Source organism: Streptomyces sp. NPDC038707 (genome assembly GCF_040636485.1).
In the GTDB taxonomy this organism is placed as follows: Bacteria; Actinomycetota; Actinomycetes; order Streptomycetales; family Streptomycetaceae; genus Streptomyces.
Window position 1 is genome coordinate 59,513 of sequence record NZ_JBEZUP010000002.1, and the last position, 20,082, is coordinate 79,594.

The following is a 20,082-nucleotide window of genomic DNA, read 5'->3' on the forward strand; positions in this document are numbered from 1 at the left end:
GCACTCCCGGTGTGTGGTGCTGAGCAGGTTCCTTCAGACTACCCGCACAAAATTTCTACGCGGGTAGAGTTGGAGGAAAGTACGTGAGGCGCATCACGATCGGGTGTCGAAGCCGCGTGCCCGCGAAAAGTTCTGGGAAAGTTCCACAGTCCGCCCGCCCGCCCCTATTGCGCCCGGACACGCGGACGGATTTAGTCGGGCTTCACATTTCATTGCCGGGCACTGTACAAATGAATTGGCAATAGCCGATACTCGGCACGTCATCGGCGTTGAGCTGTAACGACGTGCCGCACGAAGGGACCGATATTCGTGGCGCAAAAGGTCGTGGTCACTCTCTTTGACGACATCGACGGCTCGGAAGCGGCGGAAACGATCGCCTTCGGACTCGACGGCAAGTCGTACGAGATCGACCTGAACGAAACCAACGCCAAGAAACTGCGCAAGGCGCTCGCGCCGTACGTCGAGGCCGGCCGCAAGCGGTCGCGGTCCGGCAAGGCGTACAAGCAGACGGAGGTCGCCCCCGACCCGGCGGCCGTCCGCGCCTGGGCCCAGGCCAACAAGATGGACGTCCCGGCCCGGGGACGCATCCCGAAGAAGGTCTACGAGGCGTTCACCGCCGCGCAGTGAGCCCGCGAAGGGGCGGTTCTCAGGGCCCGTCAGGGGGCCCTGAGAACCGTGCACTTGGGACATGACGGGCCCGGGAGGGAGCCGACTTGCGCTACCCCCCCGCTGATCGGCTAATGTCTGGGACACGCCGAGGGGCGAGGCCGACAGGCCGGATCCCGAGGACACGCGGGTGTAGTTCAGTAGCAGAACATCCCCCTTCCAGGGGGAAGGCGCAGTGTGCAATTCCTGTCACCCGCTCTGCACCGCCGACATGACCACTCTGGTGGATCAGGTAGGCTGGTGCTCGCACCGGTCGGTGAGAGCCGATCGGGAGCAGTGCGGACGTAGCTCAGTTGGTAGAGCGCAACCTTGCCAAGGTTGAGGTCGCGAGTTCGAGCCTCGTCGTCCGCTCCATGCAGAAGACCCCGGTCCGTTGGACCGGGGTCTTTTCGTGCTCCGGCACGGTGCTGACATTTGTCATGCGCGGCGATGACATCGCGCACTGCCGACGGGCGCGCGCCACCGGGACGCTGGTGTCATGAACATCGACGGACACGAGCACGTGATCGAGGTCACCGACCTCAGGCGTGTCTACGGGGGCGGGTTCGAGGCCGTACGCGGAATCACCTTCGCCGTGGAGCGCGGGGAGATCTTCGCCCTGCTGGGCACCAACGGCGCCGGGAAGACGTCGACGGTCGAACTGCTGGAGGGGCTGGCCGCACCGGCCGGCGGCCGGGTCCGGGTGCTCGGCCACGACCCCTTTCGCGAGCGGGCCGCCGTACGGCCCCGCACCGGCGTGATGCTCCAGGAGGGCGGCTTCCCCGCCGAGCTGACCGTCGCGGAGACCGCCCGGATGTGGGCCGGCTGCACCACCGGAGCCCGGCCGGAGGCCGAGGTGCTGGAACGGGTGGGGCTCGCGGACAAGCACGGCGTACGGGTCAAGCAGCTGTCCGGCGGGGAGCGCCGGCGCCTCGACCTCGCGCTCGCCCTGCTCGGCGACCCGGAGGTGCTGTTCCTCGACGAGCCGACCAGCGGCCTGGACGCCGAAGGCCGCCGGGACACCTGGGAGCTGGTGCGCGCACTGCGCGACCAGGGCACCACCGTGCTGCTCACCACGCACTACCTGGAGGAGGCCGAGGACCTGGCCGACCGGCTCGCCATCCTGCACGAGGGCCGGATCGCCGCCTCCGGCACACCGGCCGAGGTCACCGCCGGCCGCCCCTCCCGGATGTCCTTCGAACTGCCCCCGGGCTTCCTCCCCGGCGACCTGCCGCCGCTCGCCGCCCTCGGCGTCCTGGACCACGAGTACGACGGCCGGACCGTCCTGCTGCGCACCCGCGAACTCCAGCGGACCGCCACCGCCGTCCTGACCTGGGCCGAGCGGGCCGGTGTCGAACTGCGCGCGCTGGACGTGCGCTCGGCCTCGCTGGAGGAGGCCTTCCTCGGGATCGCCCGGGAGCGGGAGGAGGTGGCGGCCGCATGAGCACGGTCCTCACCGCGCCCTCCGTGCGCCGGCTGCGGGCACTGGCCCGGGCCGAGCTGACCCTGCTCGGCCGCAACCGCGGGGTCGTCGTCACCGCGCTCGTGGTGCCGCTCCTGCTGCCGTTCAGCGTGCGGCCGGCCCTGGACCACGTGGACCTGGAGAAGCAGGGCATCAGCGTCGGGGCGGCCATGCTCACCGCCGGGATCGGCTTCTCGTTCCTCTTCGCCGTCTACAGCGCGCTCGTCAACGCCTACGTGGCCCGCCGCGAGGAACTGGTCCTGAAGCGGCTGCGCACCGGCGAGCTGTCCGACACGGAGATCCTCGCCGGAACCGCCCTGCCCACCATGACCGTGGGCTTCGCCCAGGCACTGGTGCTGTGCGCCGGGTGCGCGGCCCTGCTCGGCACCGGGGCCCCCGAGGCGCCGTACCTGACCGTGCTGGGGCTGGTGGCCGGGCTGGTGCTGAGCGCCGCGCTGGCCGCGCTCACCGCGTCCGTCACCCGGACCGTGGAGAGCGGTCAGGTCACCGCGCTGCCCATGGTGTTCGGTTCGATGATCGGCTCAGGGATCATGGTCCCCACCGAGGTCATGCCGGAACCGCTCGCCTCCGTCTGCGAGCTGCTCCCGCTGTCCCCCGCCATCCGGCTCGTCCGGGGCGGCTGGACCGGCCAGTTGAGCGCCTACGAGGCACTGGGCGCGCTCGCGACCGCGCTGGCCTGGACCGTGGTGGCGGTGGTCGCGGTACAGCGGTGGTTCCGGTGGGAGCCCCGGCGCTGAGGAACGGGGGACGCACGTGGTGGGGCCGATACGGCGGTGGCAGCAGCGGCACTGGCGGGAGCGCGCGAAGGCGGACCGGGTGGAGCTGTACACGGTCGTCACCTGGTACGTCACCACCTGGTTCTTCAGCCTGAGCTGGCTGGTGCTGCCGCTGACCGCCCAGCTCGTCCACGGCCGGCCCGCGACGCTCCTCGTCGGCGTCCCGCTGCTCCTCGTCGCCGCCCTGCAGTGCGTCGCCGCCAACCGGCTCACCCGGCCCGCCCTCGACCACTATCTGGGGCGCGCCCGGCTGCCGGCCGGCGCCCACCGCGTCCCGGCCGTCCTGCTGGGCCTCGCCCTGGCGACGGTCGTGGCCCTCGCCGCCGTACGCGGAGCCGACCGGGGAACGATCCGGCTGGCGCTCGGCGCCACCCTGCTGCCGTTCGGGATGCTCTACGGCGTCACCGTCCCGGTACGGGTGTACCTGCGGAACGCGGCGGTGCTCGCGGCACTGCTCGTGGCCGCCCTGGGGATCGCCGACCGGTCCGTCGCCGGACTGGTCGGCACCGCCGCGGTCACCGCCTTCATGGCGGTGTTCGCGCTGCTCGCCTACCGGTGCGGTTCCTGGACCCTGTCCGTGCTGTGGGAGGCGGAGCGCGCCCGTGAGGTGGAGGCCCGGCTCGCCGTCGCCGAGGAGCGGCTGCGGTTCGGCCGGGACCTGCACGACGTCCTGGGCCGGAACCTGTCGGTGATCTCCCTCAAGAGCGAGCTGGCCGTCCAGCTGGCCCGGCGCGGGCGGCCGGAGGCGGTGGAGCAGATGATCGAGGTGCAGCGCATCGCGCAGGAGACCCAGCGGGAGGTGCGGGCCGTCGTGCGCGGCTACCGGGAGGCCGACCTCGGCGCCGAACTCGCGGGGGCCCAGGGCGTGCTGGAAGCGGCCGGGATCGACTGCGAGGTCCGCGCGGAGACCGGCGGACTGCCCGCCGAGGTGCGGTCCGCGCTCGGCTGGGTGGTGCGCGAGGCGGCCACCAACGTGCTGCGGCACGGGGACGCGAACCGGTGTCAGGTGGGGCTGACGGTGTCCGAGGGGCGGGCGGTACTGACGGTGGAGAACGACGGAGCCGCGGCGGCCGGCGGGAGCGGCGGCTCGGGGCTGGCCGGGCTGCGGGAACGGCTGGCCGCCGTCGGCGGAACCCTGGAGGCGGGCCGCACCGGCTCCGGCGGGGACCGGTTCCGGCTGGTCGCGGACATACCCCTGACCACTGTGAGAGGAGTCACCTCGTGAGCACACCGGTACGGCTGTTGCTGGCGGACGACGAGCATCTGATCCGGGGCGCCCTGGCCGCGCTGCTGTCCCTGGAGGACGACCTGCTGGTCGTCGCGGAGGCGGCGAGCGGACCCGAGGCACTGGCCATGGCCCGGGCCCACGCACCCGATGTCGCCGTCCTGGATCTGCAGATGCCGGGTGCCGACGGTGTGAAGGTCGCCACATCGCTGCGCACCGAACTGCCCGGCTGCCGGGTGCTGATCGTCACCGGGCACGGCCGCCCCGGGCATCTGAAACGGGCGCTGGCGGCCGGTGTGCGCGGGTTCGTCCCGAAGACGGTCAGCGCCCAGCGGCTCGCCGAGATCATCCGCACCGTGCACGCGGGAAACCGTTACGTGGATCCGGAGTTGGCCGCCGACGCGATCTCCGCCGGGGACTCGCCGCTGACCGCGCGCGAGGCGGAGGTGCTGGAGCTGGCCGCCGACGGGGCGCCGGTCACGGAGATCGCCGAGCGGGCCGGGCTGTCGCCGGGGACCGTGCGGAACTACCTCTCCTCGGCCGTCACCAAGCTCGGTGCCGAGAACCGTCACACGGCGGTGCGTCTCGCCCGCGAGCGAGGTTGGGTATAGTTGCTCTCGCGCCACGGCGCAACGCGGACGTAGCTCAGTTGGTAGAGCGCAACCTTGCCAAGGTTGAGGTCGCGAGTTCGAGCCTCGTCGTCCGCTCCATGCAGAAGCCCCCGGTTCCGGCCGGGGGCTTCTTCCGTACCCCCGGCTCTCGCCGGGGGTACGCGGGCTACGACCAACTGGTGCCGGTCAGCCGCTCGTACGCCTCCACGTACTTCTGCCGGGTCGCGGCCACGACCTCCTCGGGCAGCGGCGGCGGGGGCTGCTCGCTCCGGCGGTCCCAGCCGGAGGCCGGCGAGGTCAGCCAGTCCCGCACGAACTGCTTGTCGTACGACGGCTGGGCGCGGCCCGGCTGCCAGGTGTCGGCCGGCCAGAAGCGGGAGGAGTCCGGGGTGAGGACCTCGTCGGCGAGGACGAGCGTGTCACCGTCGAAGCCGAACTCGAACTTGGTGTCGGCCAGGATGATCCCCCGATCCCGGGCGATGTCCCGGGCCCGCGAGTACACGGCGAGCGTGGCCTGGCGCAGCTGGGCGGCGGTCTCCGCGCCGACCTGGCGGGCCACCTCCTCGTAGGAGACGTTCTCGTCGTGCTCGCCGACCTCCGCCTTGGCGGCCGGGGTGAAGATCGGGGCGGGCAGCTCGGAGCCGTCGACGAGGCCTTCGGGGAGGGCGAGGCCGCAGACCGTACGGGACTCCCGGTACTCGGCGAGGCCGGAGCCGGTCAGATAGCCCCGGGCCACGCACTCCACCGGGACCATCTTCAGGGACTTGCACACCAGCGTCCGGCCCGCCCAGTCGGCCGGGGCGCCCTCGGGCACCTCGGTGCCGATGACATGGTTCACGGCGAGGTCGCGGAGCTGGTCGAACCACCACAGGGAGAGCTGGGTGAGCACGCGGCCCTTGTCGGGGATCTCGGTGGGCAGGACCCAGTCGTAGGCGGACATGCGGTCGCTGGCGACCATCACGAGGTCGCCCGCCTCGTTCTGGTACAGATCGCGCACCTTTCCGGTGTGCAGGTGCACCAGGCCCGGGACCTCGATCGGCTCGGGCTTTTCTACGAATCCGGACACGGTTCCTCCCCGTGGCTCTGTCCAATGCCCCCGATTCTCCCGTACGGGGCCGATCGGGCGCGCCCGGGGGTCAGTCGCGTTTGCAGATGCGGTCCAGCAGGTTCGCCGTGGCGCGCTGGATCCGGGTGTCCACGTGGCCGGGGCGGTCCAGCGCCGGGGACCAGGCGAAGGTCCCGGAGGCGAACACCCAGGCGCCGGAGGGGGCGCGGTAGAGGGACGTCTCCTGGTGGCGCTGGACGCCGTCGGCGTCGGGGTAGGGGGAGTGGGCGAGCAGGATGCGCTCGTCGTGCTCGGGCAGCGCGGTGCGCGGGAAGTAGCGATCCGCCTCGCCGGCGACCAGGCCCTTGATCTCGTCGCCCTCGTGCGCGCCGGTCGCCTCCCACAGCCAGTGGCCGCCGTTGCGGACGATCAGCGGGCACGGCTCGGGCACCCGGCCCGCGTACTGGATGCCGATCAGCTCCTGTTCCGGCCGGTCGATCTCGCGCCACAGCACCGGCCGGCCCGGGCCCTTGCGCTTGCGGCAGGTCAGCAGCCGGTCCGGGACACCGGACGGGGACGGCGCCAGCTCCACCTGCCAGTACATGGTGTTGGCGGAGAGGAAGACCAGCGAGGTGCCCCGGTCCCGGGCGTCCTCGACGGCCCGGCGCATCGGCCCCGACCAGTACTCGTCGTGGCCCGGGAAGACCAGGCCCCGGTAGCGGGTCGGGTCGATCCGGCCGGCGTGCAGGTCGCGGGCGTCGGCGTAGGCGAGGTCGTAGCCGTAGCGCTCGGCCCAGCGGATGAAGTCGTAGGCGTGGCCGACGTGCAGGGGCAGGCCCGCGCCCGCGTACGGCCGGTCGAAGGAGATGGTGGTGGCGGCGTCGGCCTCGCCGAGGAGGCGGCCGTCCTCGTCCCAGGCGTGGTAGAGGCTGGCACCGGTGTGGCCGTCCTCCGGGTAGAGGTTGTACGCCTGCCAGGTGACGTCGGGCAGCAGCAGGAGCAGATCGGCGGGGTGGCTGTCGCGGACCGTGAAGGGCACGTGGGAGCGGTAGCCGTCGTGCGTGGTCAGGACGGCCACATAGGCGCCGATGCTCCAGTAGGAGGGCACCTGGAGGCGCCAGGACAGCCACCAGTGGTGGCAGGAGACCGTGCGGTCGGCGGTCAGCGGCGGGGGCTGGACGATGCCGGAGAGGCGGGGGCTGGTGGTGATCTTCGCCGCGCCGTCGCCGCCGTAGTGGCCGATGCGGTAGATGTCCACGACGAACTCCTGCGGCGGGTCGACCGTGATGTGGAAGTCGATCGCCTCGCCGGGCGCGACGGCGCCGGTGGAGGTGAAGCCCTTGATCTGGCGGTGCACGTCGTCGGCGGAGCGCGGGCCGGCCAGGGCAGTGCGCGGCGCCGAGGCGCGGCGTCCGGAGCCCTCGGCCACCTGCGGGCAGGCGTCGACGTACCAGGGCATCACCTTGCCGAAGTCGTCGATGTACGGCTCACTGCCGCGCAGCCAGGGCACCGGTCCCTGGCCGAAGGGATCCGTGACGCCATGCGCGAGTGCACCGGACTCCCAGCGGCGAATGCGGTCCGAGGCCATGTCGCTCCCCTCCCTCATCCCCCCGTGCTCAGTGCTCGCTGTGCGGTGTGCTCCGCCGTGTCCGGCCGCGCTGTCGTATGTCGCGCGCCCTTGCCAAAGGCGTGGTCGGTCCCAGCACATCACATTACGCACGGGGCCAGTCACTACTCGTTGCGAATTGACCTGAAGTGGAAACCGCCTTTCCGTTACGGGAGTGACCTTCGGGGGTAGCGCGGCGGCCCGCGGGACCGGGCGCCGGCGCGGGCTCGGCGGCCGCGGCGCCCGGCACGGGCCGCGGGCGGGCCCAGCGGGGTCACACGAGCCGTACGGGCTTCTCCGGGCGTATGCCGAAGGCGGTCAGCCAGTCGCGCAGCGGACCGGGGTCTCCGGCCTCGATCAGGGTGAGCACCTTGGGCGCCAGGTCGGCGGCCCGTTCGCCGTCCAGCAGCAGGGACGGGCCGTCCAGCCAGTCCAGCGCGGGGACCGCGCCGGCGGTGTCGACGGCCGCGCAGCACACCATCGCCGTGACGTGGTCGGCGAGGAGTTCCCGGGCGGTGCGCTGGGGCTGGAGCGGGAAGGGGGGCAGGCCGTAGTCGCCGGGGGCCCACACCACGCCGCCGGGACCCTGGGGGGCGTCGGCGGCGCCTTTGCGGGCCGTGTGGGCGCGGGCCTCCTCGCGGGCCAGCTCGGCGGTCAGGCGGGCGGCCAGGGCGGCGCTGCGGGGCGTACCGGGCTCCGTCTCGGCCTCGCCCTCGGCGTCCACCTCGTGCCCGTCCGAACCACCTGCACGGGTGACGTCGCCGGACACGGGTGGCCCCTCGGGGGAGGAGTACCCGTCGCCGGCGGGGTGGGCGGGGGTGGCCGGCGCAGGGGCCGCTCCGGCAGCGGCCGGTGCGGCGGACTCGCCGTCGGCTGACCGCGGGGCGTCCTCGGACCGGGGCCGGGGCCCGGCGGGGGCGCCCGGTGCCGCGCTTCCGCCGCTGCCGGTGGTGAGGTGGTCCAGGACCCGGGCCAGGGTGGGACCGCCCTGGTCGGAGGTGCCGGGGTGGCGGGCGGGGCGGACGCCCAGCGCGTCCAGGGCCCGGTGCAGGCGGGCCGCGTCGACGCGCCAGGTGCGGTCCACGACCTCCTCCGGGTACGCCTGCCAGTCCACCGGCGCCCAGTCGGAACACGGCAGCGCCGGGCCGCCGTGGAAAAGCCGGGCGGCGAGCAGGGACGCGGCCTCGTCCACCGCGCCGGGCTCCTCCAGCAGGTCGCAGGCCGGCCGCTCACCGAGCCGGGAGGCGAACCCCTCGGCGAGCCGGTCGCGGCGGGACAGCTCGGTGAGCGCCGCCACCACACCCGCGTCCAGCCGGGACGGCCAGCGGCCCATGCGCCAGGCGGGCAGCGCGACCCTGGTCAGCAGCCGGTCCCAGCCGGCGTAGGCGAGCCCGACCTGCTCCTGGGCGACGATCCGCAGGCCGTAGTCGACCGCCTGGGCGCGCTCGGCCGCCGCCGCCGCGACCCCGCGCTCCATCTGGACCGCGTGCTCCCGGCAGCCGCGCAGCAGCAGCCGCGCCACCCAGCCGACGGCCGCGCACAGTCCGCGGGCCGGCAGGCCCCGGCCCGGCGCCGAGGCGACGGCCACGGCCGCGTCCAGCCCGCGCACGAAGCGGCGGGCGGCCGCTATGTCCGGGTGCGCCGAGGGGCCCGTACCCGCGATGACCGGGGCGAGGACCGCGCGCAGCTCGCCGACCCGCATCCACCACAGGAACGGCGAACCGATGACGAGGACCGGCGGCGTCGGCGTCCGGGGGCGGGCCGGGTCCGCCGGCCGGCCGGGTGCCGGACGCGGGGGCGGGCCGTGCGCGGAGTGCGCCCGGTCCTCCAGCCAGCTGTCGCAGTCCGGGGTGAGCGCTATGGCCGACGGGGCCGGCACGTCCAGGCGGTCGGCGAGGTCGCGCACCATCCGGTACAGATCCGGGGCGGACTCTTCCGGGATCGGCACCGTGGGGCTGGTGGCGGGGCGGGCCCGGGCCACGACCAGGCCGACAGCGGCCGCGGCCAGCAGCACCAGCACCGCGAGGACGCCCACGGCCCAGCGGGCAACGTCCCAGCCCGGGCCGGCGAGGAGGCCGGTGGAGGCACCGGTCAGCAGGATCACCGCGGCACCCGCGGGCAGCAGCGCCACGGCCAGCGCCCGGCCCCGGACCCGCAGCACGGCGAGGGCCCGGGAGCGCGCGGCCCGCGCGCCCGCCTCCACATCCGTTCCGGTCACGTGCCGTCCTCGCCCCCTCCCTGCCGCTCGCGTACTGCCCTGCTGTTGCTCACTCCCCCACTGTGGCACCCGCCACTGACATCGCAATGCCGGTGGGCCAAGTGCCGGAACGCTTGCGCGGCACCCTAGTTGGGGCCCGGGCCCCCGTCAGCCGGATAGCCGATCGCTCACTCGATGGAATGGCTTTGGTCAAAGCTGGGTGACAGACAGCAAAGATCAGGCCCCGGATTACGCATCCGGGGCCTGAAGGGCATGAGGGCAGGTCAGAAGGCCATGGGCTCAGGCGCCCGCGGACTGTGCCACCTTCGCCGCGATGTCGGTGCGGTGCTGCGAGCCGTCCAGTCCGATCCGGCCCACCGCCCGGTACGCCCGCTCGCGCGCCTCGGTCAGGTCCTTGCCGGTGGCCGTGACGGACAGCACGCGTCCGCCGGCGCTCACGACCGCGTCGCCCTCCCGCTTCGTGCCGGCGTGCAGCACGTACGCGTGCGGGGCGTCCTCGGCGGCCACCGCGTCCAGGCCGGTGATCGCATCGCCGGTGCGCGGGGTGCCGGGGTAGTTGTGCGAGGCGACGACGACGGTGACCGCCGCGTCCTCGCTCCAGCGCAGCGGCGCCAGGTCGGCCAGGTTCCCGGTGGCGGCGGCCATCAGCACCCCGGCCAGCGGGGTCTTCAGGCGCGCCAGCACGACCTGGGTCTCGGGGTCGCCGAAGCGGGCGTTGAACTCGATGACCCGGACTCCGCGCGAGGTGATCGCGAGGCCGGCGTACAGCAGCCCGGAGAAGGGCGTGCCCCGGCGGCGCATCTCGTCCACCGTCGGCTGGAGCACGGTCTCCAGCACCTCGTCGACCAGCTTGGGGTCGGCCCACGGCAGCGGGGAGTACGCGCCCATGCCGCCGGTGTTGGGGCCCTCGTCGCCGTCCAGGGCGCGCTTGAAGTCCTGGGCGGGCTGGAGCGGTACGACGGTCTCGCCGTCGGTGACGGCGAAGAGGGACACCTCGGGGCCGTCGAGGAACTCCTCGATCACCACGCGCTCGCAGCCGGCGGCGTGCGCCTTGGCGGCCTCGAGGTCGGAGGTGACGACCACGCCCTTGCCGGCGGCGAGGCCGTCGTCCTTGACGACGTAGGGGGCGCCGAAGGCGTCCAGGGCCTCGGCGACCTCCGCCTCGCCGGTGCAGACGTAGGAGCGGGCGGTCGGCACCCCGGCCGCCGCCATGACGTCCTTGGCGAAGGCCTTGGACCCCTCCAGCCGGGCGGCCTCCCCGGAGGGGCCGAACACCGGGATGCCGGCCGCGCGGACGGCGTCGGCCACACCGGCGACCAGCGGGGCCTCCGGGCCGACGACGACCAGCTCGGCACCGAGACGGGTGGCCAGTCCGGCCACGGCGGCACCGTCGAGCGCGTCGACCGGGTGCAGCTCGGCCACCTCGGCGATGCCGGCGTTGCCGGGGGCGCAGTGCAGCGCGGTGACGTCGGGGTCGAGGGACAGGGAGCGGCACAGGGCGTGTTCGCGGGCGCCGCCGCCGATGACAAGGACCTTCACGGGGGTCAGCCTAATGGCAAGGTCGCCGAAGTCCGGGGGCCGGGTTTGTCGGAGCTTCGTCCAAAGAGGGCCGGGAGTGGGTTCCCGGCAGCCGGCTGCAAGGTTCCCGGCCTGGGTGTGGACGGTCAGCCGTGGTCCTCGCTGCATCGGCGGCGGGCCGCACGGCCCCCGCGGGCTACTCGTTGGAGAACTCCTCCACGACCGTCGCGCCCAGCTCGCGCACGATCAGCTCGTGGCCGGAGAGAGCGGACTCGTCCAGATCCGGGTCGTCGTCCTCGGGGATGTCGTCCTCGGGGGCGACGGGCGGCGGCTCGGGGGCGGGGGCCGGCTGCGCCGCCGGTACGGGCCCGGACGAGGCCGGAGCGGTGGGCCGGGCCGGGGCCTGCGCGGAGGTCTGGGGAGCCGCCGGGCGAGGCGCGGCCGGGGCGCCGTAGCCACCGGCGGGGGTGCCGCCGTAGCCGCCGCCTCCGCCGGCCGGGGCCTGCGGGGCACCGCCGCCGGACGGGTCGACGACCGCCTCGATCTTCCACTGCACGTTGAACTGCTCGGCCAGCGCCTGCCGCAGCACGTCCTCGCTGCCGCTGCCCGCGAAGTTGTCCCGGGCGCCGGCGTTCACGAAGCCGAGCTGGAGCGTGGTGCCGTCGAAGCCGGTCACCTGGGCGTTCTGGCTGAGCAGGATCCAGGTGAAGCGGCGGCGGTTCTTGACGGCCTCCAGGATGTTCGGCCAGAGCGCACGGGGGTCGAGGCCTCCGGTGGGAGCGGGCGCCGGGGCCTGCGGCGCGGGCGCGGGCGCGGGTGCCGGCCGCCCGGGCTGCTGCGGCCGGCCCGGGGCCTGTCCCTGGCTTCCCTGCCCGCTCGCCGGCGCGGCGGCCGTGGGCCAGCCACCGGGACGCCGGCCACTGCCGGCGGGAGCGGCGGTGGGCCAGGCACCGGCGGGGGCGGGGGCGGCCGGGGGCTGGGCCGCGGGTACCGGGGCCGCCGGGGCCGGTGCTTCCGGCGCGGCGGGGGCAGGGGCGGGCGCAGGAGCAGGGGCAGGAGCAGGAGCAGGCGCCGCCACGACAGGCGCCGCGGGCTCGACCGGCCCACCGGGACCCGCCGGACCACCCACGACTCCCGGCCCGGCGGGAACGCCGGCACCCGCGCTCGGCCCAGCCGGACCGCCCCCGGACCGGACGGCCGCGCGGGCCGCGGCGGGCCCCCCGCCGGGCGGCAGCGCGCCCGCGGCGGCGCCCGCGGCGGCACCGCCGTGGGCCTCCGGCCCCGGGACGTAGCCCATGGCGGGCGCGCCGCCCCCGCCCGAGAAGCCGATGCCGCGCTCCAGGCGGTCGAGGCGGGCCATGAGGGAACGCTCGTCGCCGTAGGCGGCCGGGAGCAGGACGCGGGCGCAGATCAGTTCCAGCTGGAGGCGGGGCGAGGTGGCGCCGCGCATCTCGGTCAGGCCCTCGTTGACCAGGTCGGCGGCGCGGCTCAGCTCGGCGGCGCCGAACGTCTCGGCCTGGGCCTGCATCCGCTCCAGCACGTCGGCCGGGGCGTCGATGAGGCCCTTCTCCACGGCGTCCGGCACGGCGGCGAGGATCACCAGGTCGCGCAGCCGCTCCAGCAGGTCGGCGACGAAGCGGCGCGGGTCGTTGCCGCCCTCGATGACCCGGTCGACGACCTCGAAGGCGGCGGCCCCGTCACCGGTGGCGAAGGCCTCCACGACGGAGTCGAGCAGGGAGCCGTCGGTGTACCCGAGGAGGGAGGTCGCCATGGCGTACGTCACACCGTCCTCGCCGGCGCCGGCGAGGAGCTGGTCCATCACGGACATGGAGTCACGCACGGAACCGGCGCCGGCGCGCACGACGAGCGGCAGCACGCCGTCCTCGACCGGGATGTCCTCCTTCTGGCACACCTCGCCCAGGTACTCGCGCAGGGTGCCGGGGGGGACGAGCCGGAACGGGTAGTGGTGGGTGCGCGACCGGATGGTCCCGATGACCTTCTCGGGCTCGGTGGTCGCGAAGATGAACTTCAGGTGCTCCGGCGGCTCCTCGACGACCTTCAGCAGCGCGTTGAAGCCGGCCGACGTGACCATGTGGGCCTCGTCGATGATGTAGATCTTGTAGCGGCTGCCCGCGGGGCCGAAGAAGGCCTTCTCGCGCAGCTCACGGGCGTCGTCCACACCACCGTGAGAGGCCGCGTCGATCTCGATGACGTCGATGGACCCCGGTCCGTTCCGGGCGAGGTCACGGCACGACTGGCACTCCCCGCAGGGGGTCGGCGTGGGACCCTGCTCACAGTTCAGACAGCGGGCGAGGATGCGCGCGCTGGTCGTCTTGCCGCATCCGCGGGGGCCGCTGAACAGGTACGCGTGATTGACCCGGTTGTTCCGCAGCGCCTGCTGCAGCGGGTCGGTGACATGCTCCTGCCCGATGACCTCGGCAAAGGTCTCCGGGCGATAGCGGCGGTACAGCGCGAGAGACGACACGCATACGAGGTTAATGGGGCGCACTGACAACGGGCCCCGCCCGCGGTTCCGGACCCCGGCCCCGGGAACGCAAGCGCCCCCCACGCACCCGCCAGAGCCGACCTACCCTTGCTGCCTTCCGGCCCTGGGGGAGTTCAGTCAGATAGCGCCGCGTGAGGGGCTGTGCCCCACAGTACCCGATGACGGCCCGCGGTCCGAACCCGGTCGGCCCGCCGTCCGTACCCGGGGACGGCCTGCGGGAACGGGTTCGCGAGCACTCCCCTCGGTCATGTAATGTTCTCGGCGGAGGATTCGCCTAGAGGCCTAGGGCGCACGCTTGGAAAGCGTGTTGGGGGCAACCCCTCACGAGTTCGAATCTCGTATCCTCCGCCAGCCCGAAGGGCCGGACCGCAGCAGCGGTCCGGCCCTTCGGCGTATGTCCGTCCGAGAGGGCCCGTGGGGAGGGGTCAGCGGGTCGGGGAGGAAGCGGGTGGGGTTGGCGGGAGGGGGCTGATGCCCGGCTCGTAGTGGTCGCGGAGGTAGATGCGGGTGCGGTCCGGGGCGTAGTCGTGGGCGTAGAGGCTGACGCAGCCGGTGTCCGAGGTGCCGTTCGGGTCGGCGAGCGGGTCCGGGCTCGCGGTGGGCCCGGGGTCGGCGCCGGGGCAGAGGGAGCCGTAGCGCATGCCCTTCTTGAACGTCTCCGGTTCCGGCACGCCCAGGTGTCCGAAGTCGTGGGTCCGCACGTCGGTCACGGCGGCCGTGGGCTCCAGCAGCTCACCGGCCGGCGCACAGGCGGCCGGGAAGGCCCGTGCCCGGGATCTGGTCAGGGTGAAGGTGAGCACACCGGTGTCGAAGCGGGGGGTCACCTGATAGCCGGCCCGCGCGTCCTGGGCCGCCGCCGGGATGTCGACGCCCATGTGCCCGCTCATCCACCCCGGCGTGACGCCCTCGACCCACCTGTCGTCCGCGGTCCGCCCGGCGGCGCGGTCACCGGCCGGGCCGGTACCGGAGTCGGGTGCGGAGCAGCCTGTCGCCGTCAGGGCGCCCAGGAGGGCCAGCGTGCCGAGGGCCGCCCCGGCGGCGCGCGTCCGGCGGTGGCCGCCTGTGGTGCCGTGGGCGTCGTTCATCGGACGGCCGCCCTCCCGGGTGACCTGTGCGGCTTGGCCATCCGGCCGTCGGGGATCTTCAACGGTCCCACGTTGGCACCCTTGCCCTCGTCCCAGTTGCAGCGGTCCCGGACGTTCGCCCGGTAGTCGACGGAGACCTCGTTGATGTCCTTGCTGAAGCAGAAGCCGTCGGGCAGCCTCACCTCCACCGGGACGACGGCCGGTTCGCCGCCGTTCCCCCGGAACTGCCGCAGGGCCTGCCGGCGCCGGCTGTTCCGGTGGGGCCGGGCCACGTCAGCTGGTGCGGCCCTCTGGCGTTTGTCCGGCCCCTCGTGTGCTCACCAGGTCGGGCGGGAGGTCACCCCGCCGTCCACCACCAGGTCGTGGCCGGTGATCCAGGAGGCGAGCGGGGAGGCGAGGAAGGCGCAGGCGTCGGCCACGTCCTCGGGGCGGCCCAGGCGCCCGGCCGGGGCGGCGGCGAGCCAGCGGCGCACGCCGTCCGGCCAGGACCCGGCCAGGCCGGGCCGGTCGATCAGGCCGGGCGAGACCGTGTTGACCCGGATGCCGTCGGGGCCGTACTCCAGGGCCGCCGCGCGGGCGTGCATGACCACCGCCGCCTTGGCCGCGCCGTAGTGGGCGTGGCCGGGGGCCGGGTGGGCGGCCTCGATGGAGGCGATGTGGGTGATGGTGCCGCCGCCGTGGGCGCGCATATGGGCGGCGGCGGCCTGGGTGCAGGCGAAGACGCTGGTGAGGTTGGTGTCGACGACCGTGCGCCAGTCCTCTGCCGTCAGCTCCGGGAGCGGCTGGACGGGCTGGACGGCCGCGTTGTTGACGAGCGCGGTGAGGTGTCCGCCGGACCAGGCCGTCGTCTCCTCGACCAAACGCCGGCAGGCGGTCTCGTCGGTCAGGTCGGCCTGGAGCACGACCGCCCTGCCGCCCGCCGCCCGGATCCGGCCGGCGATCTCGGTGGCGGCGGTGAGGGCGGTACGGCAGTGCACGGCGACCGCCGCGCCGTGCTCCGCGAAGCGCAGGGCGATGGCGCGGCCGATGCCGCCGCCCGCGCCGGTCACCAGCGCGGTCTGTCCGTCGAGCAGGCGCGTGGACGGGGGTGCGGTCATGGGCGGCACAGTTCCGTGATCAGGGCGGCCTCGGCCGGGTAACGCGCCGTGAGGTCGTCCGGGTTCCCGTGTTCGTAGTCCGCGTAGGTGAATCCGGGGGCCATCGTGCAGCCGAAGAAGGTCCACGCGCCGCCGGCCACGACCCGCGCGCCCATCCAGGTGCGGGCCGGCACGGTCAGCTGGAGGTGCTGGCCCGCGCCGGGGTCCGGGCCCAGGACGGGGTGCCGGGTGGTGCCGTCGGGGGCGAGGAGGAGCAGCTGGAGGGGGTCGCCGAGGTAGAAGTGCCAGGTCTCGGCGAACGGCAGGCGGTGCAGGGCGGAGAAGTCGTCGGCGGTGAGCAGGGCCACGATGGCCGACCCCTCGGGGCGGCCGTCCGGGCGTTCGGGCCCGGCCCAGGTACGCCGGAACAGGCCGCCTTCGCGGGGGATGGGTTCGAGGCCGTAACGGGCGGTCAGCTCTGCGGGCGTCGTCACCCGGGGAAGGCTACCGCTCGCTCCAGGAACGCGAGTTGGGCGTGCTTCTCGGGCAGGTGCACGTCGGGCAGGTCGACCTCGGGCAGGACGACGGCCGGGCCGCGGGTGAAGCCCTGGCGTTCGAAGCGGGCGATCGCCTTGGCGTTGCGCACGTCCGGGTCGATCACGATGCGCGGGCGGTCCAGGACCCGCAGCACGTACGTCGTCATCGCCTTCAGCAGCCCGGACGTCCAGCCGGGGTGCGGGCCGTCGGGGCCGGCGGGGGCGAGGAGGAGGTGGACGCCGAGGTCGCCGGGGCGGACGTCGTAGCACTCGCCGACCCGGTCGGCGGACGGCTCGTAGGTCTGGAGGAGCGCGGCCGGTTCGCCGTCCTTGGTGACCAGGTGGGCGTGGTGGGTGTCGAGGGTGGCCAGGTGGGCGTAGACCTCGGCGACCTGGTCCCTGGTGAGGCCGTTCATGCCCCAGAACACGGCGCGTTCGTCGCTCACCCAGGCGTGGATCAGCTCCGCGTCGCCCTCCGGGTCGACGGGGCGGATGCGGACGGTGCCGTAGCCGTCGATGTGCTGGACGTGCAGGTCGTTCATCGGGTTCCTCGGGGTGTCGGGGAGGGTCCGCTCGGGGGTGAGCCGGGCCCAGTCGGTGACCACCGGGGCGAGTTCGCCCCGGAGCCACAGGGGGAGCTGGTCGTGGTGGTGGGGGCTGCCGGGGACGCCGTCGGCGCCGAAGGGCACCACCCAGCGGCTGTCCTCCCGGTCGGCCAGGTCCCAGACGTAGCGGGCGGCCGGACCGCGGGCGGCGCGGTCGGTGACGCCGGGGACGGCCGAGGTGCACAGCACGCAGTCGTGGTCGCCGCCGAGACCCGGCTCGTCGGCGCCGGCGGCCGGCTGCCCGGGCAGCGCCCGCCAGGGGGCCAAGCGGTGGGTGGCGGACCAGGGGCGGGCGGGGGGTGCGGCGGCGACCTCTTCGAGGGCCGCGCGGACGGTCTCCGCGCGGTCGATGCCGTACAGCTCCTTCGCCTCCAGGAGATGTTCGAGGGCGAGGCCGATGCGGGGGACGAGGGCCAGCCAGGGGCGCAGGACGTCCGGGCAGGCCGGGGGCTCGGCGAGCGGGGCGAAGACGGGGTGCGCGGCGAGCCGCCGTACGACGGCGTGGCGCAGCGCCGCGAACGCCGCCGCGTCGGTGCTGTCCGCGTCCATCCGGCGGTCCCAGTCGAGCAGCCGGTCGCGGAGGGCCGCGGCGGCGGGGCTGAGGCCGGTCAGATCGGTGAGGCGGGCCAGCAGCGGGGCGGCCGAGCCGAGGTGGGTGTCGGTGTGGATCGCGGCCATGTCGTCGGCCGTCCAGGTGTGGCGGGTGTCGAGCAGGGCGGCGATGCGGGCGGCGCGGTGGGGCGGGGCGAACTCGACGCCGAGGGGGGTGGCGAGACCGCGGGCGTTGGCCATCACCGCGATGCCGTCGGTGGTGGGCGGGTCGGCGTACGGCGTCTCGTGCGTGCCGTGCCAGTCGTGGCCGGGGTGCCAGGCGGGCACCGGGTGGTGGCGGTTGGCCTCGGCGCGCAGGGGGACCTTTCCGGCGACGCGGTGCAGGGTGCCGCCGGCGGTGTCGGCGGCCTGGACGACGTTGACCGGCTCGGTCCAGGCGTCCAGGGCGCGGTCGACGTCGGTGACGGTGCGGGCGCGGAGGAGGGGGAGGAGGGCGCTGAAGCCGAGGTCTTCCGTGACGCGCGGCGGGTAGCGCAAGGCGAGCGCCCCGACTCCGCCGTCGCCCGGGATCTCCTGCCCGCGCGCGTCACCCGGGCGGCTGTCGTCCCCGGCCGCGGGTGGCCCCGGCCGCTCGTCCCCGCCGACGGCCGCGGACGCGTGCGGCGGCTTCTCCCCCGGCCTCCCCGGTTCCCGCCCGGCCTCCGCACCCGCCGGTCCCCGGTCCCCGCCCGGCCCCGGCCCCGCCGAGCCCCGCCCGGACCCCGCCGGCCCCTGCGGAGGCCGCACGGAGTCCGCCCGTACCGCATCGGCGCCCAGCCCCTCCGGGGCTCCGGCTATCACCGGTCCCCGGGGTGTCTCGATCAGCTCTAGCTCCAGGGGCGGTGCGGAGGCGATGTGGACGGTCTCCGTGTGGCGGGTGACGCGACGCCAGGTGCCGTCCGGGCCGAGGGCTTCGACGCCCGCGCCGGTGCGGCGGAGCCGTTCGCGGTAGAGGTCCTGGTAGTCGGCCATGGCGTTGGTGATGGCCCAGGCGACCGTGCCGGTGTGGCCGAAGTGCGGGATGCCGGGCACACCGGGGACGGCCAGGCCGACGACGTCGAACTCGGGGCAGGCGAGACGGATCTGCTGGTAGACACCGGGATCCTCGATGAACCGGTGCGGATCGCCGGCGAGCAGCGCCCGCCCGGTGGCGGTGCGTTCGCCGGTGACCAGCCAGCCGTTGCTGCCCGCGGTGCCCGTCCCGTCGGTGGCGAACAGGCCGACGGCCTCCGGGCCGAGGTGCCGTATCGCCTGCTCGCGCCAGAGTTTGGCGGGGAACCCGGCGAACAGGATGTGCGTGCCGAGCCAGACCGCGAGGGGCGTCCAGGGCTCCCAGCGGCCCGGGGTCAGCGCGGCGCGGGCGAACTCGGGGGCGCGGCGGGCGCCTTCGGCCAGGCCCTCGTTGACGCCGGCGACGTACGCCCGTACCCAGTCGGCCGTCTCGGGGTCCCGGCGCTCCAGCGCGGTGAAGCAGCGCCGGGCGGTGTCCGCCAGTCTGGCCCGGCGGGCGAAGACGTCCCAGGACACGGCCTCGGCGCCGAGGAAGGACGCGGACGTGCCCTGCGCCCGGTGCCGCTCGACCTCCAGTTGCCAAGCCCGGTCGTGCGCGGTCACCAGGCCCTGGGCGCGGGCGAGTTCACGGGTGTCGGACGCGCGCAGGTGGGGGACGCCCCAGGCGTCGCGGTAGATCTCGATGGCCACGAGGGACCCCCTAGGGAATTTTAGGTTAGCCTTGCCTAAGTTTTTTCTGTGGCGGAATCGTACGCGAACGATGGAGGGGGCATGGGACAGGGGCGAGGCTGGGAGGGCGCGGTCCTACGACTGCTGCGCGCCAAGGACTTCGTACTGACCGTCCTCGAGGCGGAGGACGTGACCCCGCACTACCGGCGGCTGCGGCTGAGCGACGGCGGGCTGCTCGCCGCGACCGGCGTCCACCCGACGATGTGGGTCCGGCTGTGGTTCTCCGGCCACGGCCGGCCGCACCAGCGGGCCTACACCCTGGTCGACCCCGACCCGGCCACCGGGACCTTCGGCCTCGAGTTCGCCCTGCACGCGGGCGTGGCCTCCGACTGGGCCCGGACCGCGCGGCCCGGCGACACCGTCGAGGCCACCGTCCAGGGCACCGGCTTCCAGGACCCCGACCCCGTGCCGTCCCACCTCGCCGCGATCGGCGACCCGGCCTCGCTGCCCGCCGTCAACTCCCTCCTCGGCGCCCTGGGTCCGGTACCGGCGACCGTCTGGTTCGAGGGCGACCCGGCGGGCCTGCCCTGCCGGACCGAGCCCGGCCGGCACGAGATCCGGCCGGTGCCCCGCCGGGACGCGGGCGCCCATCTGGTGGACCGGGTGCGCGCCGAGCTGCCCTCCGTCCTCGCCGGCACCCCGCACCCGTACGTCTGGATCGCCTGCGACACCGCGACCACCCGTACCCTCGCGGCTTACGTGCGCAAGGAACTGGGCGTGCCGAAACAGCGGGTGCACGCGCTCGGGTACTGGCGCGCGGAGCCCGCGGCCCTGGGTGCGGACTGAGCGGGCGGGGCGGGCGGGGGCGCGGGATCA

16 protein-coding genes, 4 tRNA genes and 1 other RNA gene are annotated in these 20,082 nt (G+C 74.5%); 10 read left to right on the forward strand and 11 right to left on the reverse strand.

Annotated elements, in window-relative coordinates:
• The first annotated feature begins 309 nt into the window (after window positions 1-309).
• The 8 genes from AB0E62_RS02840 to AB0E62_RS02875 all read left to right on the forward strand — a co-directional run bounded on the left by AB0E62_RS02840 (window position 310) and on the right by AB0E62_RS02875 (window position 4,839).
• The gene (locus tag AB0E62_RS02840) at window positions 310-627 is read left to right on the forward strand and encodes an Lsr2 family protein (protein WP_030619653.1); all 318 of its coding nucleotides are present in this window, start codon (window positions 310-312) and stop codon (window positions 625-627) included.
• Window positions 628-792: 165 nt separating this feature from the next.
• Window positions 793-864, forward strand: a tRNA-Gly gene (locus AB0E62_RS02845).
• 80 nt (window positions 865-944) lie between these two features.
• Window positions 945-1,020: transfer RNA gene (locus AB0E62_RS02850), tRNA-Gly, on the forward strand.
• 124 nt (window positions 1,021-1,144) lie between these two features.
• Window positions 1,145-2,089, forward strand: coding sequence for an ABC transporter ATP-binding protein (locus tag AB0E62_RS02855; protein WP_362187088.1), 945 nt, complete (start codon window positions 1,145-1,147; stop codon window positions 2,087-2,089).
• Window positions 2,086-2,865, forward strand: coding sequence for an ABC transporter permease (locus tag AB0E62_RS02860; RefSeq protein WP_362187091.1), 780 nt, complete (start codon window positions 2,086-2,088; stop codon window positions 2,863-2,865). The genes AB0E62_RS02855 and AB0E62_RS02860 overlap by 4 nt, the downstream gene beginning before the upstream one ends.
• Window positions 2,866-2,881: 16 nt before the next feature.
• Window positions 2,882-4,129: a histidine kinase gene (locus AB0E62_RS02865; protein ID WP_362187094.1), complete on the forward strand. Its 1,248-nt coding sequence runs from the start codon at window positions 2,882-2,884 to the stop codon at window positions 4,127-4,129.
• Window positions 4,126-4,740, forward strand: a complete 615-nt coding sequence (locus tag AB0E62_RS02870) for a response regulator transcription factor (RefSeq protein WP_362187097.1) — start codon at window positions 4,126-4,128, stop codon at window positions 4,738-4,740. Before AB0E62_RS02865 ends, AB0E62_RS02870 begins: the two co-directional genes overlap by 4 nt.
• A 23-nt stretch (window positions 4,741-4,763) precedes the next feature.
• Window positions 4,764-4,839: transfer RNA gene (locus AB0E62_RS02875), tRNA-Gly, on the forward strand.
• A gap of 67 nt (window positions 4,840-4,906) precedes the next feature.
• Here AB0E62_RS02875 and AB0E62_RS02880 read toward each other — a convergent pair.
• From AB0E62_RS02880 to ffs, 6 genes are all read right to left on the reverse strand, one after another.
• Window positions 4,907-5,806 (reverse strand): phosphoribosylaminoimidazolesuccinocarboxamide synthase, encoded by a 900-nt coding sequence (locus AB0E62_RS02880; protein ID WP_362187100.1) that lies wholly within the window; start codon window positions 5,804-5,806, stop codon window positions 4,907-4,909.
• A 70-nt stretch (window positions 5,807-5,876) separates the two neighbouring features.
• Complete coding sequence (locus tag AB0E62_RS02885; protein WP_362187103.1) at window positions 5,877-7,373, reverse strand: N,N-dimethylformamidase beta subunit family domain-containing protein; 1,497 nt, start codon at window positions 7,371-7,373, stop codon at window positions 5,877-5,879.
• 292 nt (window positions 7,374-7,665) lie between these two features.
• On the reverse strand, window positions 7,666-9,609 hold the full coding sequence (locus tag AB0E62_RS02890) for a hypothetical protein (RefSeq protein WP_362187106.1): 1,944 nt from the start codon (window positions 9,607-9,609) through the stop codon (window positions 7,666-7,668).
• A gap of 279 nt (window positions 9,610-9,888) precedes the next feature.
• Complete coding sequence (purD, locus tag AB0E62_RS02895; RefSeq protein WP_362187109.1) at window positions 9,889-11,148, reverse strand: phosphoribosylamine--glycine ligase; 1,260 nt, start codon at window positions 11,146-11,148, stop codon at window positions 9,889-9,891.
• Window positions 11,149-11,323: 175 nt separating this feature from the next.
• On the reverse strand, window positions 11,324-13,612 hold the full coding sequence (locus AB0E62_RS02900; RefSeq protein WP_362187112.1) for a DNA polymerase III subunit gamma and tau: 2,289 nt from the start codon (window positions 13,610-13,612) through the stop codon (window positions 11,324-11,326).
• A 66-nt stretch (window positions 13,613-13,678) separates the two neighbouring features.
• An RNA gene (gene ffs, locus AB0E62_RS02905) (signal recognition particle sRNA small type) lies at window positions 13,679-13,777 on the reverse strand.
• Window positions 13,778-13,896: 119 nt separating this feature from the next.
• On the opposite strand from ffs, the gene AB0E62_RS02910 reads away from it, so the two are divergent.
• A tRNA-Ser gene (locus AB0E62_RS02910) sits at window positions 13,897-13,984 on the forward strand.
• A 74-nt stretch (window positions 13,985-14,058) separates the two neighbouring features.
• Here AB0E62_RS02910 and AB0E62_RS02915 read toward each other — a convergent pair.
• From AB0E62_RS02915 to AB0E62_RS02935, 5 genes are read right to left on the reverse strand one after another with little or no spacing between them, the layout of a single operon-like run.
• On the reverse strand, window positions 14,059-14,718 hold the full coding sequence (locus AB0E62_RS02915) for a hypothetical protein (RefSeq protein ID WP_362187115.1): 660 nt from the start codon (window positions 14,716-14,718) through the stop codon (window positions 14,059-14,061).
• Window positions 14,715-14,990, reverse strand: coding sequence for a hypothetical protein (locus tag AB0E62_RS02920; RefSeq protein ID WP_362187118.1), 276 nt, complete (start codon window positions 14,988-14,990; stop codon window positions 14,715-14,717). Before AB0E62_RS02920 ends, AB0E62_RS02915 begins: the two co-directional genes overlap by 4 nt.
• Before the next feature lie 45 nt (window positions 14,991-15,035).
• Window positions 15,036-15,815: an SDR family NAD(P)-dependent oxidoreductase gene (locus tag AB0E62_RS02925; protein WP_362187121.1), complete on the reverse strand. Its 780-nt coding sequence runs from the start codon at window positions 15,813-15,815 to the stop codon at window positions 15,036-15,038.
• Complete coding sequence (locus AB0E62_RS02930) at window positions 15,812-16,288, reverse strand: cupin domain-containing protein (protein WP_362187124.1); 477 nt, start codon at window positions 16,286-16,288, stop codon at window positions 15,812-15,814. The genes AB0E62_RS02925 and AB0E62_RS02930 overlap by 4 nt, the downstream gene beginning before the upstream one ends.
• Complete coding sequence (locus AB0E62_RS02935; RefSeq protein WP_362187126.1) at window positions 16,285-19,227, reverse strand: GNAT family N-acetyltransferase; 2,943 nt, start codon at window positions 19,225-19,227, stop codon at window positions 16,285-16,287. The genes AB0E62_RS02930 and AB0E62_RS02935 overlap by 4 nt, the downstream gene beginning before the upstream one ends.
• 81 nt (window positions 19,228-19,308) lie before the next feature.
• On the opposite strand from AB0E62_RS02935, the gene AB0E62_RS02940 reads away from it, so the two are divergent.
• Entirely contained in the window at window positions 19,309-20,052 is a 744-nt protein-coding gene (locus tag AB0E62_RS02940; protein WP_362187129.1) for a siderophore-interacting protein, read from the forward strand.
• Window positions 20,053-20,082 lie beyond the last annotated feature (30 nt).

What these genes read in the sequence shown, in the direction of transcription:
- AB0E62_RS02925 (WP_362187121.1), bottom strand. Translation starts at nt 15,815, where the DNA reads ATGACCGCACCCCCGTCCACGCGCCTGCTCGACGGACAGACCGCGCTG.
- AB0E62_RS02860 (WP_362187091.1), top strand. Translation starts at nt 2,086, where the DNA reads ATGAGCACGGTCCTCACCGCGCCCTCCGTGCGCCGGCTGCGGGCACTG.
- AB0E62_RS02940 (WP_362187129.1), top strand. Translation starts at nt 19,309, where the DNA reads ATGGGACAGGGGCGAGGCTGGGAGGGCGCGGTCCTACGACTGCTGCGC.
- AB0E62_RS02915 (WP_362187115.1), bottom strand. Translation starts at nt 14,718, where the DNA reads ATGAACGACGCCCACGGCACCACAGGCGGCCACCGCCGGACGCGCGCC.
- AB0E62_RS02855 (WP_362187088.1), top strand. Translation starts at nt 1,145, where the DNA reads ATGAACATCGACGGACACGAGCACGTGATCGAGGTCACCGACCTCAGG.
- AB0E62_RS02885 (WP_362187103.1), bottom strand. Translation starts at nt 7,373, where the DNA reads ATGGCCTCGGACCGCATTCGCCGCTGGGAGTCCGGTGCACTCGCGCAT.